This window comes from Marilutibacter penaei (genome assembly GCF_014145395.1).
GTDB classification, from domain to species: Bacteria; Pseudomonadota; Gammaproteobacteria; order Xanthomonadales; family Xanthomonadaceae; genus Marilutibacter; species Marilutibacter penaei.
This window is the reverse complement of sequence record NZ_JACHTE010000014.1, coordinates 1-3,186: the sequence shown is the minus strand read 5'-3', so window position 1 is coordinate 3,186 and position 3,186 is coordinate 1. Positions and strand designations below refer to the sequence as shown.

3 protein-coding genes are annotated in these 3,186 nt (G+C 57.6%); all 3 read left to right on the top strand.

What is annotated here, in order from left to right; genetic code table 11:
• The first annotated feature begins 469 nt into the window (after nt 1-469).
• The 3 genes from H4F99_RS14340 to H4F99_RS14330 all read left to right on the top strand — a co-directional run bounded on the left by H4F99_RS14340 (nt 470) and on the right by H4F99_RS14330 (nt 2,831).
• Entirely contained in the window at nt 470-973 is a 504-nt protein-coding gene (locus tag H4F99_RS14340; RefSeq protein ID WP_182670646.1) for a hypothetical protein, read from the top strand.
• A gap of 773 nt (nt 974-1,746) precedes the next feature.
• Nucleotides 1,747-2,058: an HNH endonuclease gene (locus tag H4F99_RS14730; RefSeq protein WP_182670645.1), complete on the top strand. Its 312-nt coding sequence runs from the start codon at nt 1,747-1,749 to the stop codon at nt 2,056-2,058.
• Nucleotides 2,059-2,453: 395 nt separating this feature from the next.
• Nucleotides 2,454-2,831, top strand: a complete 378-nt coding sequence (locus H4F99_RS14330) for a hypothetical protein (protein WP_182670644.1) — start codon at nt 2,454-2,456, stop codon at nt 2,829-2,831.
• The last annotated feature ends 355 nt before the right edge of the window (nt 2,832-3,186 follow it).

Below are 3,186 nucleotides of genomic sequence, written 5' to 3'. Positions count from 1 at the left end.
GCTCTTAACGGGGCGGCAGCTAACAATTCGTTCAAGCCGAAGCCGCTTCGTGGCGCCGTCTGCGTGCTTAGCTACGCTAGCACGCAGCCGTCACCACTCCGCAGCTCGGCTTAACTTCGGTGTTAGGGCCCGGAAAAGCAGGGCTTAGGTCTGGGGCAAAAAGTTGGGCTGCTGCCCTGCCCTCGTGGCCTGGTCGGTAGAGCGCAAGGGGAAGGTGCTGCTCACCGCGACCGGCCACAGGGGAACTAGGCGGTCTGCCTGGTCAGGGCTGTAGGGGAGGGTTTGAGTGATAGGTCTTGGGCTTGGGGCCAAGAGCCCGTGAGGGGTCTAGGGCCAAGGGTGGTACAAAGGCAGCAAGGCGGGCCCAGGTCGGCTAAGCACTCCAAGCCAAGACCGGGCCCTAACAAATCATTCAAGCCGAAGCCGCTTCGCGGCTCGGCTTAATTCTGGTGTTAGGCGCTGATCGTTGATGGATGACTCAACAGCCATTGAAGCAATGTTCGCTCACCGCGTTGGCGATCCGCGCGAATGGTACAAGCGTGCCCGCGCTTTGATCTCAGCAGCAAGGGCCAGCGAGGAACGAGCCGCCGAGCAACTTGATCCATTCGAAGCAATGGAGATGCATCGCGTCACTTCAATGCTTTACGGGCTCGCCCTGGAAGGACTATTCAAGGCGCTCATCGTGCTTCAAAGGCACGGCGACCCAACCGATTCAGAATGGTGCCCGGAAGCTCGGTTCCCAAAGGAGCTCGGCACTCATGACCTACTCAAACTTGGCGGCATGGTGGATGCCAAGCTCCCTGCGGAGTTCGGATGGGAGCTAACCTACTTCACAGATGCCGTGGTGTGGATGGGCAGATATCCCTGTTCCAAAAGCGGAGAGGAAGGGTCGATTTTTGTTGACTCTAGAGCATTCGCTAAGGCAGAGGCTATCTACAAGCAGTACTCAAGGCGCTTCTCGCTCTCCGGCTAGACGCGCCTAACAATTCGTCCAAGCCGAAGCCGCTTCGCGGCTCGGCTTAACTCCGGTGTTAGGCCCGTCAGGAAAGATCGTGGCGATTGGTAAGAACAGCAACCTGGAACTGAAAGATTGCCCGGCATGCCGTGGCACCGGTAAGGTCAAATGTCCGGACTGTCACGGCAAGGGAAAGCCTTATGACTGTCAAACTTGCTGGGGCACATCTAGCGACCCGCGAGAGGGTCGTCACGTTCCATGCTCCAGATGCCACGGTTCTGGGCATGTCCCGCGCGTCTAGCCCGGCGGACGTGCCTAACAATTCATTCAAGCCGAAGCCGCTTCGCGGCTCGGCTTAATTCAGGTGTTAGGCCGCATCCCACCAATGCAAACACTTCACTTCGCCGCTCTTTCGTTGATCGGCCTCGACCGGATCGTTTCGGCATTAGAGTCAACTTATGGCCTCGGGCCGTTTGACTGCGACGTTGAAGACAGCTGGGAGTACGCAACGGCAAGACTTCCGTCCGGCACTACGCTCAACATCACGCGGACAACTGATACCTCCACTATCGCCAGCTGGATTCCTTCGGCGCCGAGTTGCGTCAACTGGCAAATCATCGTTTCGTCTAGCAGCGACCTCACTGATGAGGACGTATCGACTGCACGGCAAGCCCTTGAGCACGTCCTCGGCACCTCACTTGTGCCGTACCATGCGGCCTAACAATTCATTCAAGCCGAAGCCGCTTCGCGGCTCGGCTTAATTCAGGCGTTAGGCGTTACAGGAGAGTACAGTGGCTGGAAAATTCTCACAGGTTTTTGAGCGGGATAAGCATCGATGCATCTACTGTGGCAAGTACATGCTGCTTGACTTTGAGACATTTCAGACGAGTCAACTAGACCATCTTGTACCGGGCGCTGGAGATGATCTGAGTAATCTTGTACTCAGCTGCTTCGTTTGCAACAACCTCAAGGGCAAGCATGTGCCTCCTGGGGTTGATCCATCCGCAGATCGCGTGGCCTACATACAGCAGGTTCGCGCGCATGTCATGAGTGAGCGAGCGAACAAGATGCAAGACTTTGCATCGTGGACGCATCCGGCGTAGCGCCTAACAAATCATTCAAGCCGAAGCCGCTTCGCGGCTCGGCTTAATTCTGGTGTTAGGGCCCGGAATCGCAGGGCTCAGATCGTGGGGAAAGACTGGGGTGGTGCCCCGCTCCACCAGGCTCGCTCGGTAGAGCGCCGCGGCTCATGCAGCTCACTGCGACCGGTCACAGGTGGAAGGAGGCGTTCTTCCTGAGCCAAGCTGATGGGGAGAGTCTGAGTGAGGGTTCTCTTTGCTTGGGGCTAAGGGCCCTTGAGGGTTCTGGTGCCAAGAGTGGTACAAAGGCAGCAGGTGGGGCCAAGGTTGGCGCAGCAGTCCAAGCACAGACCGGGCCCTAACAATTCATTCAAGCCGAAGCCGCTTCGCGGCTCGGCTTAACTCAGGTGTTAGCACTCATGACAAATCCTTATAGCTCTCCAATCGCGACCGTGGAATCACGCACCAACCCGAGCGGCTCATTGATTCTCATCGCACTAGGTGTGGGTCTGTCGGCCATTCCTGCACTGGCTTGCTCGCTCGTCTCGGCCTCATTCCGCGACACTTTCGCAAGCTTTGGTGCAGAGATTTCTGGCCTGACATATGTAGTCCTGAACTATCACATGATGCTTTGGCTTATACCATTGGCGGTCGCTTGCGCTGCCAAAATTTCAAAGCCTCACTTGCGCGGCCGGCGCACATTGGCTCTCGGGCTGGTTAGCCTGATGGTGCTGCTTCCTGTTTGTGCAGTCGCCATGTACCTGCCCATCTACAAGCTCGGTGCTGCTGTAGGATGAGTGCTAACAAATCATTCAAGCCGAAGCCGCTTCGCGGCTCGGCTTAATTCCGGTGTTAGGGCCCGGAATGGCAGGGCTCAGATCGTGGGGAAAGACTGGGGTGGTGTCCCGCTCCGCCAGGCTCGCTCGGTAAAGCGCCGCGGCTCATGCGGCACCTCGCGATCGGCCACAGGTGGAAGGAGGCGTTCTTCCTGAGCCAAGCTGATAGGGAGAGTCTGAGTGAGGGTTCGACGCCCCCCCGCCTTTGAGTAGCACGGCGATTTGGAGTCCAATCCCCAAGCAGAAGGAGATTGGACGTGAAGAAGCGCTTTTCCGAAGAGCAGATCATCGGCTTCCTGCGTGAAGCCGAAGCCGG